Raw genomic sequence first — 23,085 nt, 5'->3', positions numbered from 1 at the left:
ACCCCTGCCCCGCCCTCAACCGGTGTTGCGCAGACCTGCCGCAATACCCGCCACAGTCACCAGCAGCGCCTGTTCCAAGGGGCTGTCCAGAGCGGCTTCGCGTGCGCGCGAGCGTGCCAGCAGCTCGGCCTGCAATAGATGCAGCGGGTCCAGATAGGTGTTGCGCAGACGGATGAATTCCAGGGTGTCTGGGCTGTGCGCCAGTAGCACCGGCTGCCCCGTGAGGCCCAGCACTACCTGGCACGCCTGCGACAATAGGTCGCGCAGATGGGCACCCAAAGGTCGCAGTTGCGGTTGCACCAGACGTTCGTCGTAGAAGCGCGCGATGTCGGCGTCGGCCTTGGCCAGCACCATCTCGAGCATGTCGATGCGAGTGCGGAAGAACGGCCACTGTTCGCGCATCTCGGCCAGCAGTTCGCCCTGGCCACGGGCCAACGCGTTGTTCAGCGCCGCCTCCCAGCCCAGCCAGGCGGGCAGCATCAGGCGCGTCTGGGTCCAGCCGAAGATCCACGGGATCGCCCGCAGGCTCTCGATGCCGCCCGCGCGCCGCTTGGCCGGGCGACTGCCCAGTGGCAGGCGGCCGAGTTCCTGTTCCGGGGTGGACTGACGGAAGTACTCGACGAACTCGGGGTTGTCGCGCACCACGCCACGGTAGGCCTTCACGCCGTCGGCGGCCAGCTGGTCCATCAGTTCGCGCCAGGCCGGTTGCGGCGGCGGTGGCGGCAGCAGGGTCGCCTCCAGCACCGCAGCCAGGTACAGGTTGAGGTTCTGCTCGGCGATGTCCGGCAGGCCGAACTTGAAGCGGATCATCTCGCCCTGCTCGGTGGTACGGAAGCGCCCCGCCACCGAGCCCGGCGGCTGCGACAGGATCGCCGCATGCGCCGGGCCGCCACCACGCCCAACGGTGCCGCCGCGACCGTGGAACAGCAGCAGTTCGACCTGTTCTTCACGGCAGATGCGCACCAGGGTTTCCTGGGCACGATACTGCGCCCAGGCCGCCGCGGTGGTGCCGGCATCCTTGGCCGAATCGGAATAGCCGATCATCACCTCCTGCGGCCCGTGCAGGCTGGCGCGATAGCCCGGCAGGCCGAGCAGGCGCTCCATCACCGGGCCGGCGTTGTCCAGGTCGGCCAGGGTTTCGAACAGCGGCACCACGCGCATCGGCCGGCGCACGCCGGCTTCCTTGAGCAGCAGTTGCACGGCCAGCACGTCGGAAGCGGCGCCGGCCATCGAGATCACGTAGGAGCCCAGCGAAGCGGCAGGTGCGGCGGCCACCTCGCGGCAGGTGGCGAGCACCTCGGCGGTATCGGCCTGGGGCTTGAAGTCGCCAGGCAGCAGCGGCCGGCGGTTGCTCAGCTCCTGCTGCAGGAAACGGATACGCGCGTCTTCATCCCAGTCGGCGTAGCGCCCCAGGCCCAGGTACTCGGTGATCTCGCTGAGTGCGTCGGCGTGCCGGGCGGCGTCCTGGCGCACGTCCAGGCGCACCAGAAACAGCCCGAAGGTAACGGCCCTGCGCAGGCAGTCGAGCAGCGGGCCATCGGCGATCACGCCCATGCCGCACGCGTGCAGCGATTCGAAGCACAGCAGCAGCGGCTCGAACAGGTCGCGGTTGTCGTGCAGCACCTCGGCGGGGGCCGGCTGCGGGCTGGCCAGCGAGCTCTGGGCCCAGGCCCGCGTCACCCGCAGGCGATCACGCAGTTGCTTGAGCAGGGTGCGGTAAGGCTCGGCCGAATCACCGACCTTGGCACGCAACGCCTCGCTGGCCTGCTGCATCGAAAGTTCGGCGGCCAACGAATCGATGTCGCGCAAAAACAGGTCGGCGGCCATCCAGCGCGCCAGCAGCAATACTTCGCGGGTGACCTTGGCGGTGACATTGGGGTTGCCGTCACGGTCGCCGCCCATCCACGAGGCGAAGCGGATCGGCGCAGCCTCCAGCGGCAGGCGCAGGCCGGTGGCCTCGTGCAGCGCCTTGTCGGCCTTGCGCAGGTGATGCGGGATGGCGTGCCAGAGCGAGTGCTCGATCACCGCGAAGCCCCATTTGGCTTCGTCCACCGGGGTCGGCCGGGTACGGCGGATCTCTTCGGTGTGCCAGGCCTCGGCGATCAGCCGTTGCAGACGCTGGCGCACCTGGTCGCGTTCGGCGGGGGTCAGGTCGCGGTGGTCCTGGGCGGCCAGTTGCGCGGCGATGGCGTCGTACTTCTGGATCAGCGTACGGCGCGCGACTTCGGTCGGGTGGGCGGTCAGCACCAGCTCGATGCTGAGCTTGCCCAACTGGCGAGCCAGGGCGTCGTCGCTGTGCCCGGCGGCCTTGAGCCGGGCCAGCAGCTCGGGCAGCACGCGCGACTCGAACGGCGCGGGCTGGTCGGCATCACGACGGCGAATCAGCTGGTACTGCTCGGCGATGTTGGCCAGGTTGAGGAACTGGTTGAAGGCCCGCGCCACCGGCAGCAGTTCGTCTTCGGCAAGGTCGTTCAGGGTCGAACTCAGCTGCTCGGCACTGCCGCTGCGGTCGGCCTTGGCGCTGCGACGAATGTCTTCGATCTTCTGCAGAAAGGCTTCGCCGTACTGCTCGCGCACGGTGTCGCCCAACAACTCGCCCAACAGGTGAACATCTTCTCGCAAGCGCACATCGATATCGGTCATCAGCCTTGCCTCCGCATCCTGGGAAAACAGCTCTGGGTCCAGAGTGCCCCGTCGAGGTTGGGCTTTCAAGCCGGGTGGGCGATGCAACCAAACTATGTGCGGTGGCGATGCTCTAACGAACACATCCACCTGTGGGAGGCCACCATGAAGATCCGTGATTTAGCCGAGCATTGGGAACACAGCGCCAAGGGTCCGTTGAGCGCCACCGGCCACGTCCTGCACCTGGACGTCGAAGCGGCGGCGCGCCTGGCGGCGCTGAGCGAAATGTACCCCAAGCGCCGGCCCGAAGAGTTGCTGGGCGAATTGCTCGGCGCGGCGCTGGAGGAGCTTGAGGCGAGCTTTCCGTATGTGAAGGGCCAGCAGGTGATCGCCACCGACGAGGAAGACAATCCGCTCTACGAAGACGTCGGCCCCACCCCTCGGTTTCTGGCGTTGTCACGCCGTTACCTGCGCGACATGAGTGAGCGCAAGGACGGGCCGGCGCACTAGTGATCCGCTGGCCGACTGCGGGCTGCGCTGTGGAGCGCCACAGCCCGCAGGCCTCTGCAACGGGCCGTGCAGCCGCCTCGAGAACCCCGCATTCAAGGCCCTTTGATGGCCCGAACCACAAACCCCGTCTATACCCATACAGGCACGCGTACTACGCACGCGCTGCAAAGTTCCCCCGAAAACCTACTGACCGATCAGTCAGATAAAAACACGATAAGGCGAGACTTTTTTCTGAACTATTCAAAAAACGCTTCGGTCACAGCCAATAGCCATTACGGCAAAACCCCTAAGCTACGGGCATATCGTGTTCCCCAGGCTGACGGGCCATGCCGATGGATTGTTACGGAATTCGTTGTTCATCAGGAGTGATCCAATGGAGTTGACCACCATGAAGACCCGCACCGAAAAAACCTCCTTCACCCAACTGCGCGGGCTCAAGCTGGCTGCGCTGGCATTGGGCAGCAGCCTGGTTCTGGCCGGCTGCGCAGGCAATCCGCCAACCGAGCAGTACGCCGTAACGCAGTCAGCGGTGAACTCCGCCGTCAGCGCGGGCGGTACCGAGTTCGCGGCGGTGGAAATGAAGGCGGCTCAGGACAAGCTCAAACAAGCTGAAATCGCCATGCATGACAAGAAGTACGACGAGGCCAAGCGCCTGGCCGAACAGGCCGAATGGGACGCTCGCGTCGCCGAGCGCAAAGCCCAGGCGGCCAAGGCCGAAAAAGCGGTGCAGGACGCCAACCAGGGCGTGCAGGACCTGCGTGAGGAAGGCATGCGCAGCGTGCAGTAAGCCGCTCGCCTCACCGACCCATGCATTCGTAATCGATAAAGGATGACCCACTATGCGTAAACACGTGATGATCCCCGCCCTTCTGGCCTTGAGCGTTGGTCTGGCTGCCTGCTCCACGCCGCCTAACCCGAACCTGGAATCCGCCCGCACCAACTTCTCCGCCCTGCAGAGCAACCCGCAGGCGAGCAAGGTCGCGGCGCTGGAAACCAAGGACGCGCAAGACTGGCTGAACAAGGCCGACCAGGCCTACATGAACAAGGAAGACGAGAAGAAAGTCGACCAGCTCGCCTACCTGACCAACCAGCGCGTGGAAGTGGCCAAGCAGACCATCGCCCTGCGTGACGCCGAAAACAACCTGAAAAGCGCTGCCGCCAAACGCGCCCAGGCTCGCCTGGATGCCCGTGATGCGCAAATCAAGCAGTTGCAGAACAGCCTCAACGCCAAGCAGACCGAACGCGGCACCCTGGTGACCTTCGGCGACGTGCTGTTCGACTTCGACAAGGCCAACCTGAAAAGCAGCGCCCTGCCGAACATCACCACCCTGGCGCAGTTCCTTCAGGAAAACCCTGACCGCAAGGTGATCGTCGAGGGCTACACCGACAGCAAGGGCTCTGCCAGCTACAACCAGTCGCTGTCCGAGCGTCGCGCCAACGCGGTTCGCACCGCACTGGTACGTGCCGGCGTAGACCCATCGCGCATCGTGGCCCAGGGCTACGGCAAGGAATTCCCAGTGGCTGACAACTCCAGCAACTCGGGCCGTGCGCAGAACCGTCGCGTGGAGGTCACCATCTCCAACGACAACCAGCCGGTAGCGCCACGCTCGGTAAGCAAAGCCTACTGACAGGCTGAGCAACCCGCAGAATCCCGCCTGTTACAGGGCGGGATTTTTTTTGCCTGCCCCTTGCGCAAATAACTACCACCGCCACCTGCCGGGCCTCTGGATCAATGCCACATTCCCCCTCCACCAGGACTGTGCACCATGCCCACTTCCAACACCGACGCGCAGGTGCGTCAATTCGATACCCTGTTCTCGCCGCTTGAAACCCAGGAGCAACCGGCCTGGCTGCAGCAGGCCAGCCCCGAGCAACGACGCCAGCTGCACCAGTACCAGGTACTGGGCCGGCTGGCCCGACGGCGGGCAACGCAGGCATTCGCGCAGGTTCAGAGCTTGTACACCTACAACCTTCTGGACCTGACTGCAAAGGACTTCGCCACCGTCACCGCACAGGTGTTCCATCGCGTGCAGCAGCGCAGGAGCCTGGACGAGGTCTACCTGACCTACCTGCAGGCCATGCTCCAGCGCCGTACGCTGCTTGACGCCAAGCAGGATGCCTACCTGGCGACCCTGCGCGAGGAATACAGCATCGCGCACATCCGGGGCCACCTGGGCAGGCAAGGCAGGCAACTGCTCGAGTGGATCATCGGCGCCTATCCGGACGGTTCGGTGGAGTTCCCGCAACAGGGCCCGTACTTCGGCCCGGATGTAACGGTGTGCGCATCGCTCAGGCTGTTCGACGACCTGCTGGTGCCCGGCATCCTTCTGCTCGGCCCGCCGGTGGACGATGCCCCGTGCGTCGCGTACATGCCGGGCCACCCGCAGCACCCGCTGAAGCAGTACCCCTCGCGCACGCACTTCTTTTCCAACCTGCGTGGTGCGCTGGCGAGCACCACCTTCCAGCAGTACTTTCTGCGCTTCATCCCCCTGCGTCACCAGCAGCGGGTGGTGAGCAGTTGGCAGGCCAGCGACGCGATGCTGGACCTGCCGATGGACACCAGCGCCCTGGACCAGGGGCTGCGCTGGTTCGTGCAGAAGCACATGATCGAGCGCCTGCTCGACGATGCGCGCCTGCTGATCCCGACCACACCGCAGCAGGCCGACAGCCTGAACACCCTGTGCACCCCGTTCGCCAGCGCTCTCGAAGCGCATCTGCTGATCGGCGCCGGCGCGGGCCTGTGCTGCACCGAGGAAGACGAAGGCCAGGCACCTTCGCAGTGGGTCACACCGCTGCGTGTGATCAAGCCGGCACCCGCCGACTATCGGCGCTGGCTACCCGACCTGAGCAGTTACCGCCTTGACGCCGCCAGCTCCCCGACCGGGCAACCGGATGCCATGGGGCTCTACACCCAGGGCGCGCACAAGGCGATCATGATCAACCAGGCGTTCTACCGGGTGGAGCAGGCCCCCGAGGGCCACTGGCAGATACGCCACCCCACCGACAAGGATGCCTACTGCCCGCCTCTTTACCACAACGGTGCCGGAGCCTGGCACCATCGCCACGAGCAGCCCCAGCGCTGGGAACGCCTGTCGCTGCTGCGTCGCATGGGGCCGCTCGCGGCCGGCTTCGACGATGCGCGCCTGCTGGAGCTGGGTCGCGTCAGCGGGGCTGACAATTCAAGCCTGCGCCAGATGTACCTGCGCGACCGACCCGCGCCCGCGCTGCTGGTGCATGTGCTGCAGCGGGCACGCATTCAGGACCAGGTAACGCGCAGCATGGCCCTGATCGCCCAGGGGCTGGCGGTACCCGAAATCGATGATGTGCCCCAGTTGCAGGCCTTCTACCGGGCCGTGGCCGTCTATCTGGGCAAGGAACCGGCATCGAGACGGACCCGTCGCAGCGGCGATTCGACCCCTACCCCCGGCGACACCGCCACCCCCTGCACCACTGGCTGCAACCCGCCGCCGGCCGACCTGTACGATGCCTGGTCACCTCGGCTCAATCGGGCGATTGCCTTGCACCGCTTCGAACTGGCACAACTGGATACCGATCATGCGGTGCTGGAGCTCCAGCAACGCTATCCGAACCTGCCACTGAGTGTCGCGCAACGACTGCTGGACGAAAACCGCCAGCGCATCTATGCCCCGCTGCAGGCGACCCCGCCGCTGCCCCTGCCTCTGGACGTGGCCGAGCAGGCGCGTGCCCTCGACCATGACGCGCGCCTGAGCAATGCCCTGGAAGGCTTTACCCAGCCGGCCTCGATCAACCAGGACACCTTCATCCTGGCCGTGCGCCTGCTCGAACACCTGGACCACTGGCCGGCCGGTACCGCGCTGCTGCTGCGCAGCGGCGCACGGTTCGGCACCCCGCTTGCAGCGCTGGGCCAGACCGACGTCGATACCACCTCGGTGTACCTGGATGAAGACGAGGGCTGGCACGCAATCAGCGCGACCCAGGTGCTGCTGGCCCAGGACACCAGCGAGTTCGGGTTCTACCGCGCATTGCTGCATGCACTGGGCGAGTCGCGCAGCGCCCGCCTGGGCTTCGGGCTCAACGAGCCGCAGCGCCTGCACCAGCGCCTGATGGAAATGGCGCTGGCGCGCCCCACCCGCGCCCGCCTGCTGCTGGGCCTGCCGGTGCAAAGAAGCTGGTTGACCACCACCGCCAATGCCCCGACCCAACGCAGCCCCAGTCGTGGCGAGCAGAACATGTTCAATCGCGAACCACTGCATACCCGCCTCGAACGCCTGATCAGCCACCATCGGCTGCCCATTGCGCGCCGCTACGTCAATGCCTACATCGCCCATCTGCTCAGCCAGAACCAGCCCATCGGCGCGCACGTGACGCAGCTGGAACAGGAGCGCCTGCAACTCGATGGCAGCCTGGACCGGTGGGTCGAACAAAGTGCCGATGCCACTGCCCGCGCCGAGCGCACAGAGGTGGCGCAGCAGTTGGTGCGGGCCTGGGAATGCCGCATTCTGCGCCGGCGGGACGAGGTTCGCATCGACAGCCAGCAGGCGTTGCCACCGTTGTCGGTGACGTTGCCGGCAGTGGTGGCGCTGAGGGTCCTGGATACACCGCGCATCGACGGCCTGGCAGCCTTCGTGCAGCGCTTTCCGAACCTGCACAGGCTGGAACTGGTCAACCTGCCCCTGACCGAGCTGCCGCAAGGTCTGGAGAACCTACACCGGCTCAGCCACCTGAACCTGTCGCGTACCCGGCTGACCCCGACCCGCCTGGCCGAACTGGGCACCCTGAGCGGCTTGCAGACCCTGATCCTGAACGACATCGACGTGCCCGACTTCAGCTGGACGGCCCAGCACATGACCCGTCTGCTGACCCGCGACTCGCTGCGCATTCTGACCCTGCAGGGCTCGAGCGCGCGCTTCGAACAGGGCGTTTTCGCCGCACTGCAGCAGGCAACGCACCTGCACACCCTGAACCTGGCGCAGAACCTCATCAGCTTGAGCGAACAGGACATCATCGATCTGGGTGGCCTGCAGCGCCTGGTCAGCCTCGACCTGTCCGCCAACCCGCTTTCACGCATGCCGGACGTGACCCGCCTGCAGGCCCTGGAAGAGCTCGACCTGTCGTACCTGGCCTCGCCCGTCGACCAGTGGCCCACGGGCCTTGAGCGGCTGCCCCGGGTGCACAGCGCCGACCTGCGCGGGCTGGCCATTGCCAGCGTGCCCGAAGGGGCCGGCCTTGTACGCGGCCTGCGCATGGCATACGAGTACCTGCCCGAATCACAGCGCCAGCGGTTCGAGGACGACATGATCGCCACGGGCAACACGCTGCAGGACTCCGATGCATCCAGCGCCGGGAGCTCCGACTCGCAGGGCTCCACCGACGTCGAACCGGCCTCGGTGCGCCACGCCACGGCACTGCGCGACGCACCGCGCCTGTTCGAAGGCATGTCCGCTGACGATCAGGCACGGGCCCGGCAATTGCTCGAAGACAACGGCTCGGCGGTGATCGAGTTCTTCGCCTTGCTGCTGCGCCAGGACCGTCTGCACGCCTTGCCGCCAAGGCACACGGCAATGCGCACGCGAATCCAGGCATTGATCCGGGGTGCTTTCGGCCAGGACCTGCGCAGAACCCTGTATGAGGTGGCGCTCGAGGCGGTGAGTTGCATCGACCGCGATGCAGTGGTGTTCTCGCAACTGGAAAACCTGCTGCACGCCGACCTGGCGCTGGCGAGCGTGGGCGATGCGGCAGCCGAGGGCGAACTGATCGACATGGCGATCAGCCATTGGCGCGCACTGCGCCTGCGCGAGCATGTCAGCGCCAACCTGCCGGGCTGGCGCCGCCTGGGACACCAGATCGACTACAGCGAAATCGAACTGCATTTCAGGATCGCGTTGACCACGCGCCTGGGGCTGCGCGACCAGCCGGCCACCCAGGCCTTCACCGGTTACACCCGCTGGGTTACCCCGGCCATGCTCGATGAAGCCTGCGAGGCCGTGTTGCGCTCCCAGATGAGCCAGTTGCCCGACTACCTCTATGGGCAGGCCTACTGGCAGCGCTACCTGGATTTTGCCGCGTCACCGCAACTGGAGCAGGTCAACCGCTGGCGGGATCGGATCAGCGAATACCTGGACGCCGTCAGCAACGAAGAACTGCCGCCACCCTTGAGCGAGGATGAACAGGCGCGCCTGCGCGACATCCTGCACCTGAGTGGTCGGCTGGGCCTGCATGAAGCGCTGCCGGACATGCTGTCGCTCAACAGCAGCGAATACCGCGCGGCCTACCAGGCCTTGATGAAACGGGTCGAACAGGCCCGCATGGAACTGACCAGGACCATTCTGCGCGAGCCGCGCCCGGGCCCTTCGTCACGTAGCTGACGCGTGCCCGGTACGCCGCAGGTATTCACGCGGCGTACCGGGAACCGCTTACTGCTGGACCTGCTGGGGCGTCTCCTGCCCCATGCAGCGCACCGCCTGCTTGCGGTTGTCCACCAGCACGCCGGTCAGGCCCTTCTGTTCGGTGTCGAACAGCACCAGCACGCCATCGATGCACTGCGCCACCTGCGCCGCCGGCTTGAGCGAGATCTTGTAGTCCTCCCCCGGCACCGTCTTGAGCATGGTGTAGTCGGCCAGCAACAGTGCATCCTGGGGCTTGGCGAAATGCAGGTAGCCGTAGTACCAGAGCACGCCCACCGTACCGATGATGCTGCAGATACCGGTAATGATCAGCGGGATGGCGTTGCGTTCTTCACTCATTGCGACTTCTCGTCAGGGTAATTGGGGACTTCGGCCAAGCGCCGCAGCCCGTTGAAATGCTCGGGGTCATCCAGAAAGCGCAGCATCACCTGGCGCCAGGTCTTGTCGGCGAAGGTCTGCACATGCCCGCCACGGGTCAGTTGCAGAACCCGCGGTGGCGGCGCGGCGCGGTACAGCGCCAGGCCGTTGGCCAACGGCACGATCGGGTCGTCGATGCTGTGGAAGAACAGCTTGGGCGGTGTGCTCAGCTGGTCGATCGACCCGATGGCGCTGTCGCCATCGGGTACCAGCCACGACAACGGCACCTGGAACGGCCAGGTCAGCCAGGAAGTGCTCAGGGCAAACTGGCCCACCTTGCGGTAGCTGGCCGGCACCCCGTCGAACACCAGGGCCTTGAAGCGCTGGCGCTGCTCGGGATGCTGCGCCAGGTAGTGAATGCCCATCGCCCCGCCCAGGCTCTGCCCCAGCAGCACCAGCGGCTTGCCCTGCACTTCGGGAGCCTGCTGCAACCAGTCCAGAGCCGCGGCGATGTCCTGGTACACCGCCGGCAGGGTCGGTTCGCCCTGGGACACCCCGTACCCCCGGTAGTCCACCAGCAGCACCTGGTAGCCCTGCTCGGGCAGCCACCAGCTGGCGCCCAGATGCCAGGCCAGGTTGCCGCCATTGCCATGCAGGTGCAGTACCGTGCCCTTGACCGGCACCCCGGCCTTGGCCGGCAACCACCAGCCGTGCAGGCGCGTGCCGTCCTCGGTGGTCAGGCTCACGTCGCGGTAGGCCAGCCCGGCCTTCTCGGGCGTGAACGGCAGGCCACGCTCGGGGTAGAACAACAGCGAACTGCAGCCGGCCAGGCTCAGCAGCGCGGCCAGCAGGCCGACCCGCCAGTGCTCAGAGAATGTTCGAATAATCGGCTTCAATCCGGTCCAGGCTCAGGTGGTTGAGGAAGTTGGAAAAACACATCCAGGCCGACAGCGCGTTCAGGTCGCGGAACTGCTCGGGCAGGTACTTGGGTGGCTCCACCAGGCCTTCATCGACCAGTTGGCGCAGGGTGCGCATGTCTTCCAGGGTGGTCTTGCCGCAGAACAGCAACGGAATCTGCTCCAGCTTGCCCTTACGCACGGCCAACTGAATGTAGTTGTAAACCATGATGAAGCCCTTGAGGTAGGACAAGTCCTTGGTGAATGGCAGGCCATTGGGCACCGAGCCGCGGAACACGCGGCTGGCATTGCCATAGCTTTCGGCCATTTCAAACCCCTGGGCACGGAAGAACTCGTACACCTGCATGAAGTCCGCCCCCTCCTCGACCATGTGGATGGCGCGGGTGCGGTTGGTGAGCTTGCGCAGGCGGCTGGGGTAGGAGGCAAAGGCGATCACTTCCATCAGGATCGCCAGGCCTTCCTGGGTCACCGTCGACGAGGGCGGGCCCTTGGCCAGGAAGGTGCAGATCGGCTGGTTGAGGCCGTTGAGCGTGGTGCCCACGTGCACCAGCCCTTCATGCACCTCCAGCGCGCGCACGTCGCGGCTGTTGAACATCGCGTCGCTGCGGATCTTGATATAGTCGGCGCCCGCCGCCGCGTCGGCGACGATACCGTCGGACTCGAACACGCGGATGGTTTCCTCGGCCTCGCCGAACACCTTGTTCAGGCGGCCCTGGAGCAGCTCCACGGCCTGCTTGGCGGTGAGGTCCTTGGGTTCGTCCTTGAGGTCGCCGCGCCCGTCGATGTTGTTCAGGTAGTCCGAGAGCATCAGGCCCAGGTCGGCCAGGGTCGGGTCGCCGGCATGGAAGGCGTCGGAGGCGGCGCCGTAAAGCTCCTGGGAAATCAGGCCGAAGTCTTCGGTGCCGCGCGCCTCGAGCATGCGCACCACCATGCGGTATTCCTTGCACATGCGCCGCATGATCTGCCCGACCGGGTTGAACTGGCCGAGCTGGCGGGTGATGTCGCGCTCGATGTTCTGGAACTCGAGCTTCACCGCGCTGGAGTCGAACGACAAGGGCCTGCCCTGATAGTAGGCGCGGTCCACGGCCGGCATTTCCCGGCCCTTGGCCTTGAGGAAACCCTGGCGAATGCTGTCGTCCCATTTCACCGCATCGAGTACGCGAATGGGGGTTTGCGCCAGGACAATGCGATCAGACAGGGTGCGTATCGTCTGCTGGTACTCGTCCACCCGAAACTCCTTGTGTTGGCCAGCCTACTTGCCGGCCCGCTGAAAACGTGCGACTTCGATGAACAGGTCGGAGTTGGCCGGGTCGTCCAGGTAGGCCAGCACCCGCGCCGCCGGGCTGTCGATGAGCACGCCCTGGCCGTTTTCCTCCGGTATCTCGATGGCGCGACCGCTCAGTTCCTTGTTCTTCAGGGCCTGGTTGATCTGCTCGACATCCAGGTTGTAGATCACCAGTTGCTTGTTGTCGATCACCTCGAAGCCGCCGATCAGGAAGTTGCCCCCCAGGCGCTTGGGCACGGCGGCCGAGAGGTACCAGCGGTTGCCATGGCGGGCCACGGTGAAGGCGTAGGTTTCAGGCTTCTTGCCCTTGGCGGTGGCCACCGCCTTGTAGGCGTTGTCGCCCCTGCGGCTGATCTGCAACGTCAGCGGCTCGCCCCAGGCGTCCTTGCTGGTCCATTTGCCGAGCAGGGCCTTGGGCGCCGGCTGGTTGGTCGGGATCGGCTCGTTGAACGTCACCAGGCAACCACTCAACAGCACAAACGACAGGGCCAACAGCACACGCCAGGCTTTCATCCGATACTCCTTGAATTAGGTAGAGCCTCAGGCCGATGCCAGCACCAGATGCAGGTATCGGGTAAGGATAGCGAGCATCTGCGCTTCGGCCTGGGGTTGTGCAGCATCGAGCAGGCCCTGATATTCCATCTGCTCGATGATGGCCGTCAACACTATGGCATCTTGCTGTGGCTGGCGCGAACCCACCACCTGCAACAGCTGGCAGGTGCCGCGCAGCAGGATCTGCGCATGCAGGCGCACCAGTTCGGCCAGCCGCGGGCACAGCAGCGCTTCCTGGCGAAACGCCTGCTCGGCCATCAGGAAGTCGCGGCGGTTGTGCAACTGGCGCTGCACGTACTCGGCGCCCATCTTCGCCACTTCGTCGGCCAGCTGCGCGCGGGCGCCGGGGCTGCCGTCGCCCTTGGCGATCAGCTGGCGCAACAGCACCTCGGTGTTTTCCCACAGCTTGGCCATGTAGGCCGCGCTGCGTTCGACATACTGGGCGAAGGTGTCGGTGAGCAGGTCTTCGATGTCCTTGAAATAGTAGGTGGTGGCCGATAGCGGCACACCGGCCTCGGCGGCCACCGCACGGTGGCGCACGCCGCGCACGCCATCGCGCACGATGATGCGCATGGCCGCGTCGAGGATCTGCTGACGGCGCTGCTCGCTGCCCTGGCGGCTGGCCTTGCGCCCCTGGTACTGAACACTTTCGGCTACCGCTGTGGCCACGCCAGCAGCACCTTGTTGAGCCATTGCAGTCGTCACTGGGGTCTACCTCGTTGAATGCTGACTGATCGATCAGCTTGTCGCAGACATGAAAAAGCCGCCCCTAGAGGCGGCTTGTTCAAGACACTCAGGCCTGCGGGCGCATGTGCGGGAACAGGATCACGTCGCGGATCGACGGCGAGTTGGTCAGCAGCATCACCAGGCGGTCGATACCGATGCCCTCACCGGCAGTGGGCGGCATGCCGTACTCCAGGGCGCGCACGAAGTCGGCATCGTAGTGCATGGCCTCGTCGTCGCCGGCGTCCTTGTCGGCCACCTGGGCCATGAAGCGCTCGGCCTGGTCCTCGGCATCGTTGAGCTCGGAGTAGGCGTTGGCGATCTCGCGGCCGCCGATGAACAGTTCGAAGCGGTCGGTGACGTTCGGGTTCTGGTCATTGCGACGGGCCAGCGGCGACACTTCGAACGGGTACTGGGTGATGAAGTGCGGCTGCTCCAGCTTGTGCTCGACCAGCTCTTCGAAAATCATCACCTGCAGCTTGCCCAGGCCTTCGAAGCCCAGCACCTTGGCGCCGGCCTGCTTGGCGATGGCACGGGCCTTGTCGATGTCGTTGAGGTCGTCGGCGGTCAACTCGGGGTTGTACTTGAGGATCGAGTCGAACACCGACAGGCGCACGAACGGCTCGCCGAAGTGGAACACCTTGTCGCCGTACGGCACGTCGGTGCTGCCCAGCACCAGCTGCGCCAGCTCGCGGAACAGCTCTTCGGTGAGGTCCATGTTGTCTTCGTAGTCGGCGTAGGCCTGGTAGAACTCGAGCATGGTGAACTCGGGGTTGTGCCGGGTCGAGACGCCTTCGTTACGGAAGTTGCGGTTGATCTCGAAGACCTTCTCGAAACCACCGACCACCAGACGCTTGAGGTACAGCTCCGGCGCGATGCGCAGGAACATCGGCATGTCCAGCGCGTTGTGGTGGGTTTCGAACGGCTTGGCCGCAGCGCCACCGGGGATGGTCTGCAGCATCGGCGTTTCCACTTCCAGGAAGTCGCGCTGGATGAGGAAGTTGCGAATATGGTTGATGACCTGCGAGCGCACACGGAAGGTGTGGCGGGTTTCCTCGTTGACCATCAGGTCGACGTAGCGCTGGCGATAGCGCTGCTCGGTGTCGGTCAGGCCGTGGTGCTTGTCCGGCAGCGGGCGCAGCGACTTGGTCAGCAGGCGCACGTTGGTCATCTCGACGTACAGGTCGCCCTTGCCCGAACGGGCCAGGGTGCCTTCGGCGCTGATGATGTCGCCCAGGTCCCAGGTCTTGACCGCTGCCAGGGTTTCCTCGGGCAGGGTCTTGCGGTTGACGTAGACCTGGATGCGCCCGGTCATGTCCTGGATCACCATGAACGAGCCACGGTTGAGCATGATGCGACCGGCAACCTTGACCGGGATCGCTGCAGCTTCCAGCTCTTCCTTGGTCTTGTCGACATACTGTTTCTGCAGGTCGTTGCAGTAGCTGTCACGGCGGAAGTCGTTGGGGAAGGCGTTGCCCTTGGCGCGCTCTGCGGCAAGCTTTTCCTTGCGCAGGGCAATCAGGGTGTTTTCTTCCTGTTGCAGGTCTTGCGGGTCGAGTTTGAGGTCGCTCATGTGGTCACATTTTCCATCAGGGGTTCATTGCCCCCGCCCGCAGGCGAGGGTCTTGTAGCGGGTCGCGAAACTTACAGCCCCTGCTTGAGGCTGGCTTCCAGGTACTCGTCGATATCGCCGTCGAGCACCTTGTCGCAGTCGCTGCGTTCGACGTTGGTGCGCAGATCCTTGATCCGCGAGGCGTCGAGCACGTACGAACGGATCTGGTGACCCCAGCCGATGTCCGACTTGCTGTCTTCCAGGGCCTGCGACGCGGCGTTGCGCTTCTGCATCTCCAGCTCGTACAACTTGGCCCGCAGCATCTTCATGGCGGTGTCCTTGTTGGCGTGCTGGGAACGTTCGTTCTGGCAGCTGACCACGGTGTTGGTCGGCACGTGGGTGATACGCACCGCCGAGTCGGTGGTGTTCACGTGCTGGCCGCCGGCACCCGAGGAGCGGTAGGTGTCGATACGCAGGTCGGACGGGTTGATCTCGATTTCGACCTTGTCGTCGATCTCGGGGGACACGAACACCGCCGAGAACGAAGTATGGCGGCGTGCGCCGGAGTCGAACGGGCTCTTGCGCACCAGACGGTGCACACCGATCTCGGTGCGCAGCCAGCCAAAGGCGTACTCGCCCTTGATGTGCACGGTGGCGCCCTTGATGCCGGCCACGTCGCCTTCGGACAGTTCCATGATGGTGGCGTCGAAACCACGCTTGGACGCCCAGCGCAGGTACATGCGCAGCAGGATGTTGGCCCAGTCCTGGGCCTCGGTGCCGCCGGAACCGGCCTGGATGTCCAGGTAGGCGTTGTTCATGTCCATCTCGCCGCTGAACATGCGACGGAATTCGAGCTGGGCCAGGGAGTCTTCCAGGCCCTGGAGCACTTCGACGACGTCATTGACGGCGCCTTCGTCGTTCTCCTCGACAGCCATGTCGAGCAGCTCGCGGGCGTCGACCAGGCCGCCGGACAGTTCGTCCAGGGTGTCGACGATCTGCGCCAGCATGGCGCGTTCGCGGCCCAGTTCCTGGGCGTACTCGGGCTTGTTCCAGACGTTCGGGTCTTCGAGCTCGCGGTTGACTTCGATCAGGCGGTCATGCTTGTGATCGTAGTCAAAGATACCCCCGAATGGATTCGGAGCGCTCGGTCAGGTCCTTGATGGTGTTCAGGATCGGTTGGATTTCCATGGGCGGGCAGCTCTCGTGCGTATTCTGTGAAAAGCCGGAGAGTATAAACGAGTCTGCAGGTGCGCGGCAGCCCGTCGGGCGGCCTTTGGAGAAGCCGGCGCCTGATCGCGTCAAGCCGCCCACAAGGGCGGCACGATGCCCGTGCGAGCGGGCTTGACCCGCGATGGCGGTCTGTCAGGCCACCCCGACCTGGTTGCGCCCGCCATTCTTGGCCTGGTACAGGCCCTTGTCCGCCGCCGAGATCAACTGTCGGCAATGACTGCCGACTGCCGGCGTGTGGGTGGCCAGGCCGATGCTGATGGTCAGCACGCTGCCCGCCTGCGGCATGTTGTGCGCGATGGCCAGGCCCACCACGGTCTGGCGCAGCTTCTCGGCCACCAACCGCGCCCCGCCCGGCGAAGTGTTGGGCAGCACCAGGGCGAATTCCTCGCCACCGTAGCGTGCCGGCAGGTCGCTGGGGCGGCTGCACGAGGCACGAATCGCCTCGGCCACCTGGCGCAGCGCCTCGTCCCCGGCCAGGTGGCCGAACGAGTCGTTGAAGGCCTTGAAATAGTCGACGTCGATCATCAGCAACGACAGCTGCGACTGGTCACGCATGGCCCGGCGCCATTCCAGTTCCAGGTACTCGTCGAAATGCCGGCGGTTGGACAGCCCCGTCAGGCCGTCGGAGTTCATCAGCCGCTGCAGTACCAGGTTGGTGTCCAGCAACTGCTGCTGGCTGACCCGCAGCGCCCGGTAGGCTTCGTCACGCTGCAGCAGGGTGAGGTAGGAGCGCGAGTGGTACAGGATGCGCGCGACCAGCTCGATGTTGTCGGGCAGCTTGACCAGGTAGTCGTTGGCCCCGGCGGCGAACGCGGCACTCTTGACCAGCGCGTCTTCCTTGGACGACAGCACGATGATCGGGATGTCCTGGGTGGCCGGGTTGCTGCGGTACTCGCGCACCAGGCTCAGGCCATCGAGGCCGGGCATGACCAGGTCCTGCAGGATCACCGTGGGCTTGATACGGATCGCCTGCGCGACTGCCTGATGCGGGTCGGCGCAGAAGTGAAAGTCGATGTTGGCCTCGTTGGCCAGGCCGCGACGCACGGCTTCGCCGATCATCGCCTGGTCGTCGACCAGCAGCACCATCGCCGAGTTTTCATTGGTGGTCGGGAACCCCACGAGCGGTAGATCATTCATGCGCGCCCTGCTCCCTGGCGAACGACCGGTTTGGTTCATTACACATCGTCATTTCGAAAAAATCTCCATCAGGCGCGGCGCAATGCGCTCCAGCGCACGTATCTCGACGGCGGCATCGATAGCCGCAGCCGCCTTGGGCATGCCGTAGACCGCACTGCTCTGCTGGTCCTGGGCGATGGTCAGAAAGCCCTGCTCGCGCATCAGCTTGAGCCCCTGTGCGCCATCGCGGCCCATGCCGGTCAGCAGTACGCCCACCGCATCGCCCTGCCAGAAGCGCGCCACGCTCTCGAAGAACACATCGATCGAAGGGCGGTAGATCGCGTTGACCGGTTCGGCGGTGTAGGCCAGGGTGCCGTCCTTCAACAGACGGATATGGTGGTTGGTGCCGGCCAGCAGCACCTGCCCGGGCTGGGGTGCTTCGCCCTCGCGGGCCAGGCGTACCGGCAGGCCGGAGGCGCTGCTCAGCCACTCGGCCATGCCGGCGGCGAACACCTGGTCGACGTGCTGGACCAGCACGATGGCCGCGTTGAAATCCTGCTCCAGGCTCTTGAGCAGCACCTCAAGCGCCGCCGGGCCACCGGCCGAGGAACCGATCGCCACCAGGCGCTGGCGTTGTGCGCCCTGGCGCTGCGGTGCTGCCACTGCCCGCACGCGGTTGCTGCCATGCTGGCCGATCAGCCAGCTGATATTGAGGATCTTGCGCAACAGCGGCGCGGCCGCCTCACGCGGGTTGCCGGCGCCTACCGCCGGGGTGTCGACCACGTCCAGGGCGCCGTGGCCCATGGCCTCGAACACGCGGTGCACGTTCTGCTGGCGGTCGACCGTGACGATGACGATGGCGCAAGGAGTCCGGGCCATGATCTGGCGCGTGGCCTCCACACCGTCCATGACCGGCATGATCAGGTCCATCAGGATCAGGTCGGGGGTGTGCTCGGCGCAGCGCTGCACCGCCTCGGCGCCATTGCCGGCCACCCAGATCACCTCGTGCTGCGGCTCGAACGCCAATGCCCGGCGCAGGGCTTCCACGGCCAGGGGCATGTCGTTGACGATGGCGATCTTCATCCCTGGGCTCCCCCGATAAGCTCCACCACGGCTTCCAGCAAGGCATCATCATGAAAACTGGCCTTGGCCAAATAGTAGTCGGCCCCGGCGTCCAGTCCACGACGACGATCTTCCTCGCGGTCCTTGTACGACACCACCATCACCGGCAACGACTGCAACCGGCTGTCGCGGCGCAGCAGGGTGACCAGTTCGATGCCGTCCATGCGCGGCATGTCGATGTCGGTGATCAGCAGGTCGAAATCCTCGCTGCGCAAGGCGTTCCAGCCGTCCATGCCGTCCACCGCGACGGCCACTTCGTAACCGCGGTTGGTCAGCAGCTTGCGCTGCAACTCGCGCACGGTCAACGAGTCATCCACCACCAGCACGCGCTTGCGCGTCGCTTCGCGGGCGGCGCGCTGGCCGCGCTCGATACGTTCCAGGCGGCCGGTGCTGAGCAGCTTCTCGACCGAGCGCAGCAGGTCCTCGACGTCCACGATCAGCACCACCGAGCCGTCATCGAGCAGGGCCCCGGCCGAGATGTCCTGCACCTTGCCCAGCCGCGCGTCCAGCGGCATCACCACCAGCACGCGCTCGCCGATCAGACGCTCGACGGCCACGCCATACAGGGTGTCGCGCTCACGGATGACCACCACCCTGATGGCCTGTTCCGCCGCCTGGCTGGGCGGCCGGTTGAGCAACTGGGAGGCGGCCACCAGGCCGATGTGCCGGCCTTCATGCCAGAAATGCTGGCGCCCCTCGATCTGCACGATGGCCTCGGCGGGCAGGTCCAGGGTGCGTTCGATATGCGCCAGCGGGAAGGCGTAGGCCTCGCCCCCCACCTCGACCACCAGGCTGCGCACCACCGACAGGGTCAGCGGCACCTCCAGGTGAAAACGGCTGCCCTGCCCGCTGTGCTGGCTGAGGTCGATGAAGCCGCGCAACTGGCGCACGCTGTGCTGCACCGCATCGAGCCCCACGCCGCGCCCGGAAACCTCGGTGACCTTGTCGCGCAGGCTGAACCCCGGCAGGAACAGGAACGTCAGCAGTTCGGCTTCGCTCATCTGCGCCACGGTGTCGGCCGGCGACAACTGGCGCTCGACGATGCTGTGGCGCAGGCGTTGCAGGTCGACGCCGCCACCGTCATCGCTCAGTTCCAGTACCAGCAGGCCGGCCTGGTGCGAGGCGCGCAGGCGGATCAGGCCCTCGGCCGGCTTGCCTGCCAGCAGGCGTTGCTCGGGCAGTTCGATACCGTGGTCCACGGCGTTGCGCAGAAGGTGGGTGAGCGGCGCCTCGAGTTTTTCCAGCACGTCACGGTCGACCTGGGTCTTTTCGCCCTCGATCTCCAGGCGCACCTGCTTGCCCAGCGACCGCCCCAGGTCGCGAACCATGCGGCTCTGCCCGTTGAGCACGTCGGCGAACGGGCGCATGCGGCAGGCCAGCGCGGTGTCGTACAGCAGTTGCGCGCGCTGGCTGGCCTGCCAGCCGAACTCGTCCAGGTCGGCGGCCTGCTGCTGCAGCATCTCGCGGGTTTCGCCGAGCAGGCGCTGGGCCTGCGCCAGCGCTTCCTGCACCTCCGGTCGCTGGCCGCCGGTGTCCAGCTCGGCCTTGAGCGTATCGAGGGCGCGAATGCTCTGGCCGTGCATGCGCTTGAGGCGCTGCAGGGTGGCCAGGTAGGGCTTCAGGCGCTGGGTTTCGACCAGCGACTTGCTGGACAGGTCGAGCAGGCTGTTCAGGCGCTCGGCCGTGACCCGCAGCACCCGCTCGCCGCCTTCGCTGCGCTTGCCCGGCGCAAGGGCCACGGGCTCGGCAGGCGCCTCCGGTTGCGCGAGCGCCTCAGGCTCGGGCGCCGGGGGCACCGGCTGCGGCGCAGCCGGTGCGGGTTCGGGATTCTGCGTCGGCTCGGGCGCGTCGCCGGTTGCCGGCCCCATCGCCATCAGCGCACTGGCCGGATCGAGCAGCACGGCCATCTGCACCACGAAGGCCTGAACCGCCGCCTCGGTGGCCGCACCGCCCAGGGTGGCGATGCGCATCAGCAGGTCGGTGCCCTGCAGCAGCGCATCGATGTGCTCGGGGCGCAGGCGCAGGCGGCCTTCCTGGGCCTCGACCAGGCAGTCTTCCATCACGTGGGCGACGCTGACCCCGGCGTCGATCCCCACGATGCGCGCCGCGCCCTTGAGCGAGTGGGCGGCGCGCATGCAGGCCTCGAGCTGGTCACCCTGGGTAGGGTTGCGTTCCAGGGCCAGCAGGCCGGCGCTGAGCACCTGGGTCTGCGCCTCGGCCTCCAGGCTGAACAGCTCGAGCAGCGAAGCGTCGCGCATTTGCTCTGGGGTCATGACAGGCTCCGGTTCACGGCAGACAACAGCTGTTCTTCATCCAGCACCCGCACGCTGCGACCGCGCCATTGCAATACCGCTTCGGTGAAGCGTGCATCGGTGGCGGTGTCGCTGGCCGGCTGCCCGGGGTCGAGGGCATGGATACCGTCCACTTCGTCCACCGGCAGCACCACGGCGCCGCCGCTGGCACCCAGGATCAGCATGCGCGGCATGACCCGCGCCGACACCGCCACCGGGCTGCCCGGCTCGAGCCCCAGCAGGTCGCCCAGCGACAGGCACGGCACCAGCGCACCGCGCACATTGGCCACCCCCTGCAGCACCCGCGAGCGCTGGTGCGGCAAGGAGTGCACCGGCTGCAGCGGCGCCACCTCGACCAGGCAGCGGGTCGCCAGGGCCAGCCATTCCTCGCCCAGGCGAAACAGCAACAGCGAGCGCCCGACACTCACCGGTGCCTGCACATGCGTCTGCGCATGGGCGTCCTGGGCCAGCGCATAGCGGTCCAGCAGGCGCGTGGCCGCTGCCGCGTACACCTGGCAGTTGCGACAGTGAATATGCTCGGCCAGCAACGGGCAGCTCTTGTCGCCGTGCACACCGATACGGTTCCAGCAATCGTCGATGGCCTCGACCGTGGCGGCCATCACGCCCAGCTCTGCCTGGCCGCTCATCGTTCAGGCTCCCGCTCGCTGCGCTCTCGGCGCGCCGCACGCTCCTGCAGGCGCCGGGCGCCCACCTCATCGCCCTGGGACGCCAGCAGCGCCGCCAGGTGCGCCAGGGCCTCGGGGTGCTGGGGTTGCAGGTACAGCACCTTGCGGTAGTGGCTCACGGCCTGGGCCGCATCGCCGGCGGTATCGCTGAGCAGGCCCAGCCAGTAATACACCTGCGCATCCGGTGCATGCTGCTGCAGATAGCGTTCGCAGGCCGCGCGTGCCTCGTCGCTGCGGCCCTCGTTGGCCAGCGTGGCGATCTGCACCAGCAGCTGTTCGGCGCCGGGCTTGCCGGCGGCTGGGGGCGCAACTCGGGCAGGCTGCGGTGCCGGGGCTGGCGCACGGCGCGCCAACGGCGCAGGCGCCCGCCGTGGACTGGGTGCAGGCATCGGGGGCGGCGGCGAAAGCACTGGGGGCGGCTCCTGCGGGATATGCCGTACATAGGCGAACGACTGCGCGATACCCAGCGGGCGCATGCCCATGCGTGCCAGCAGGCTGCCTTCGGCCGGGCCGATGAACAGTACGCCGTCTTCATGGGTGAGGCTTTTCAGTACGTCGAACACCCGTTGCTGGGTGGGTACATCGAAATAGATCAGCAGGTTGCGGCAGAAGACGAAGTCGTAGCTGCCCCTGCGGGTGCGCAGCGCCGGGTCGAGCACGTTGCCCACCTGCAGCTCGACCTGCTGGCGAACCCGCTCGTCGAGGCGATGGCCCTGCTCCACCTCGCTGAAGTGGCGCTGGCGGAAGGCGATGTCGCTCCCGCGAAAGGAGTTGCGGCCATACACCGCCTGTTCGGCGCGGGCGATCGAGTTGGGGCTGATGTCGATGCCGTCGACGTGAAACCCGGGGCCGGCGATACCGGCATCGAGCAGGGCCATGGCAATCGAATAGGGCTCTTCACCGGTCGAACACGGCAGGCTGAGCACCCGCAGCGGCCGGGTGCCATTGAGCTCGGCCAGGCGCCTGAGGGCAAGCCCGGCCAACGCGCTGAACGACTCGGGATAACGGAAGAACCAGGTTTCAGGCACGATCACCGCTTCGATCAGCGCCTGCTGCTCCGGGGTCGACTGCTGCAGGCGCACCCAGTAGTCGTCCAGGTCGCGGGCCTGCAGGGCAGCACAGCGCTGGCGCAGGGCCCGCTCGACCATCGGCGCGCCAACCGAGGCGACATCCAGGCCGATACGCTCCTGCAAGAAACGAAAGAACCGCTGCTCGTCGCTCATGGCTGCACCTCCACGGGCGGGTACAGCAAGGCGCGGGCCTGGTCGGTCAGCAGGTCCTGGACGCTGATGCGTTGCATCAGGCCCTGGGCATCTTCGCGCACCGGCCCCAGGTAGGGGGCCTGCTGGTTGTCGACGCCATAGGGACGAAACTCGTCGGGGTGGCAACGCAGGGTGTCGCTGGCCTGCTGCAGGATCAGGCCCAGCAACTGCGGCTCGGCCTGCGCCTGGCCCCGGTAGTGCACCAGCACCAGCCGGGTGCTGGTACGCAGCGGCGCCGGGGTGCCGAACCCCAGGTCGCCCACGTCGATCACCGGTACCAGCGCACCGCGATGCGCCAGCACCCCCGCCACCCAGCGCGGGGTGTGGGCGATGGGCTTGAGTGGCAGGCGCGGCAGCACCTCCACTACCTCATGGGTGTCCAGGGCAAAGCGCTGCTCGCCGATACGAAATACCAGGAACAGGCGCCCTGGCGTAGGCACCGAAGTGTCGCGGCGTGACTGAAGGTCGCTCATC

18 protein-coding genes are annotated in these 23,085 nt (G+C 66.2%); 4 read left to right on the top strand and 14 right to left on the bottom strand.

What is annotated here, in order from left to right:
* Positions 1 to 15: 15 nt before the first annotated feature.
* Complete coding sequence (gene ppc / locus LOY33_RS06000) at positions 16 to 2,643, bottom strand: phosphoenolpyruvate carboxylase (RefSeq protein ID WP_043863223.1); 2,628 nt, start codon at positions 2,641 to 2,643, stop codon at positions 16 to 18.
* A gap of 144 nt (positions 2,644 to 2,787) precedes the next feature.
* Here ppc and LOY33_RS05995 point away from each other — a divergent pair, with 144 nt between their 5' ends.
* The 4 genes from LOY33_RS05995 to LOY33_RS05980 all read left to right on the top strand — a co-directional run bounded on the left by LOY33_RS05995 (position 2,788) and on the right by LOY33_RS05980 (position 9,479).
* Positions 2,788 to 3,132, top strand: a complete 345-nt coding sequence (locus LOY33_RS05995; protein ID WP_043863222.1) for a hypothetical protein — start codon at positions 2,788 to 2,790, stop codon at positions 3,130 to 3,132.
* Positions 3,133 to 3,505: 373 nt separating this feature from the next.
* On the top strand, positions 3,506 to 3,919 hold the full coding sequence (locus LOY33_RS05990; RefSeq protein ID WP_043863221.1) for a DUF4398 domain-containing protein: 414 nt from the start codon (positions 3,506 to 3,508) through the stop codon (positions 3,917 to 3,919).
* Positions 3,920 to 3,971: 52 nt separating this feature from the next.
* Positions 3,972 to 4,760: an OmpA family protein gene (locus tag LOY33_RS05985; protein ID WP_043863220.1), complete on the top strand. Its 789-nt coding sequence runs from the start codon at positions 3,972 to 3,974 to the stop codon at positions 4,758 to 4,760.
* Between the two features lie 138 nt (positions 4,761 to 4,898).
* Positions 4,899 to 9,479, top strand: coding sequence for a protein phosphatase 1 regulatory subunit 42 (locus tag LOY33_RS05980; protein ID WP_258662248.1), 4,581 nt, complete (start codon positions 4,899 to 4,901; stop codon positions 9,477 to 9,479).
* Between the two features lie 48 nt (positions 9,480 to 9,527).
* Here LOY33_RS05980 and LOY33_RS05975 read toward each other — a convergent pair whose 3' ends face one another.
* The 13 genes from LOY33_RS05975 to LOY33_RS05915 form a co-directional block, all read right to left on the bottom strand.
* Positions 9,528 to 9,857 carry a hypothetical protein gene (locus LOY33_RS05975; RefSeq protein WP_043863218.1) on the bottom strand — a complete coding sequence of 110 codons (330 nt, stop codon included), beginning with the start codon at positions 9,855 to 9,857 and terminating at the stop codon, positions 9,528 to 9,530.
* Positions 9,854 to 10,771: an alpha/beta hydrolase gene (locus tag LOY33_RS05970; RefSeq protein WP_058541471.1), complete on the bottom strand. Its 918-nt coding sequence runs from the start codon at positions 10,769 to 10,771 to the stop codon at positions 9,854 to 9,856. Before LOY33_RS05970 ends, LOY33_RS05975 begins: the two co-directional genes overlap by 4 nt.
* Positions 10,743 to 12,020 carry a flavohemoglobin expression-modulating QEGLA motif protein gene (locus tag LOY33_RS05965; RefSeq protein WP_043863216.1) on the bottom strand — a complete coding sequence of 426 codons (1,278 nt, stop codon included), beginning with the start codon at positions 12,018 to 12,020 and terminating at the stop codon, positions 10,743 to 10,745. Before LOY33_RS05965 ends, LOY33_RS05970 begins: the two co-directional genes overlap by 29 nt.
* Before the next feature lie 24 nt (positions 12,021 to 12,044).
* Entirely contained in the window at positions 12,045 to 12,590 is a 546-nt protein-coding gene (locus tag LOY33_RS05960; protein WP_078480082.1) for a hypothetical protein, read from the bottom strand.
* A 27-nt stretch (positions 12,591 to 12,617) separates the two neighbouring features.
* Entirely contained in the window at positions 12,618 to 13,322 is a 705-nt protein-coding gene (locus LOY33_RS05955; protein ID WP_043863214.1) for a TetR/AcrR family transcriptional regulator, read from the bottom strand.
* A gap of 100 nt (positions 13,323 to 13,422) precedes the next feature.
* On the bottom strand, positions 13,423 to 14,925 hold the full coding sequence (lysS, locus tag LOY33_RS05950; RefSeq protein WP_043863213.1) for a lysine--tRNA ligase: 1,503 nt from the start codon (positions 14,923 to 14,925) through the stop codon (positions 13,423 to 13,425).
* 71 nt (positions 14,926 to 14,996) lie between these two features.
* Positions 14,997 to 16,092 (bottom strand): peptide chain release factor 2 gene (gene prfB, locus LOY33_RS05945; RefSeq protein WP_100633065.1). Its coding sequence is split into 2 segments (ribosomal slippage): positions 14,997 to 16,019 and positions 16,021 to 16,092, totalling 1,095 coding nucleotides; the frame shifts between segments, so codons are not numbered across the junction.
* Positions 16,093 to 16,266: 174 nt separating this feature from the next.
* Positions 16,267 to 17,271 (bottom strand): PleD family two-component system response regulator, encoded by a 1,005-nt coding sequence (locus tag LOY33_RS05940; protein WP_043863211.1) that lies wholly within the window; start codon positions 17,269 to 17,271, stop codon positions 16,267 to 16,269.
* A 48-nt stretch (positions 17,272 to 17,319) separates the two neighbouring features.
* Positions 17,320 to 18,333: a chemotaxis response regulator protein-glutamate methylesterase gene (locus LOY33_RS05935; RefSeq protein ID WP_043863210.1), complete on the bottom strand. Its 1,014-nt coding sequence runs from the start codon at positions 18,331 to 18,333 to the stop codon at positions 17,320 to 17,322.
* Positions 18,330 to 20,645 (bottom strand): hybrid sensor histidine kinase/response regulator, encoded by a 2,316-nt coding sequence (locus LOY33_RS05930; protein WP_258662244.1) that lies wholly within the window; start codon positions 20,643 to 20,645, stop codon positions 18,330 to 18,332. Before LOY33_RS05930 ends, LOY33_RS05935 begins: the two co-directional genes overlap by 4 nt.
* Complete coding sequence (locus LOY33_RS05925; protein ID WP_043863208.1) at positions 20,642 to 21,310, bottom strand: chemotaxis protein CheW; 669 nt, start codon at positions 21,308 to 21,310, stop codon at positions 20,642 to 20,644. Before LOY33_RS05925 ends, LOY33_RS05930 begins: the two co-directional genes overlap by 4 nt.
* Positions 21,307 to 22,572: a protein-glutamate O-methyltransferase CheR gene (locus LOY33_RS05920; RefSeq protein ID WP_258662242.1), complete on the bottom strand. Its 1,266-nt coding sequence runs from the start codon at positions 22,570 to 22,572 to the stop codon at positions 21,307 to 21,309. The genes LOY33_RS05925 and LOY33_RS05920 overlap by 4 nt, the downstream gene beginning before the upstream one ends.
* Complete coding sequence (locus LOY33_RS05915; protein WP_054915018.1) at positions 22,569 to 23,084, bottom strand: chemotaxis protein CheW; 516 nt, start codon at positions 23,082 to 23,084, stop codon at positions 22,569 to 22,571. Before LOY33_RS05915 ends, LOY33_RS05920 begins: the two co-directional genes overlap by 4 nt.
* Position 23,085 lies beyond the last annotated feature (1 nt).

This window comes from Pseudomonas sp. B21-036 (assembly GCF_024748925.1).
GTDB lineage: Bacteria > Pseudomonadota > Gammaproteobacteria > Pseudomonadales > Pseudomonadaceae > Aquipseudomonas > Aquipseudomonas palmensis.
The sequence above is the reverse complement of the archived record's forward strand: the minus strand, read 5'-3'. Positions and strand labels throughout refer to the sequence as shown.